The sequence below is a fragment of the Nocardioides malaquae genome (assembly GCF_015070385.1).
GTDB classification, from domain to species: Bacteria; Actinomycetota; Actinomycetes; order Propionibacteriales; family Nocardioidaceae; genus Nocardioides; species Nocardioides malaquae.
In genome coordinates, this window is sequence record NZ_JADCSA010000288.1 from 1 (window position 1) to 279 (window position 279).

At 35.8% G+C, this 279-nt stretch carries 1 protein-coding gene; it reads right to left on the reverse strand.

Annotation, left to right across the window (positions count from 1 at the left end; translation table 11 throughout):
- A partial coding sequence (locus IEQ44_RS18550; protein WP_498371226.1) for a hypothetical protein occupies positions 1–230 on the reverse strand: 230 nt, incomplete at its 3' end.
- Positions 231–279 lie beyond the last annotated feature (49 nt).

Genomic DNA, 279 nt, shown 5'->3' on the forward strand with positions numbered 1-279 from the left:
GCGTTGTTTTGGTAATCGTTATAGACTTTATATTCCTGATAATTTTTTAACCAATTAAAATAGGCTTCGACAGCATTGTAAAGAACTTCGTTGACAACCAGGCTCTGTTTATTTAGGCTTATATCCTTGTATAATTTGGATTGCTTAAGTGTTGCCATACGTTCTTTAGCAAGAAATCCTTTTGCTAAAGACATTGAAACCCCAGCACTATAAAGTCCGTCATCTGGCACATTAGATTCTGGGTTAAGATAGTATCCGTCATTATTCTCGTAGTTAGCC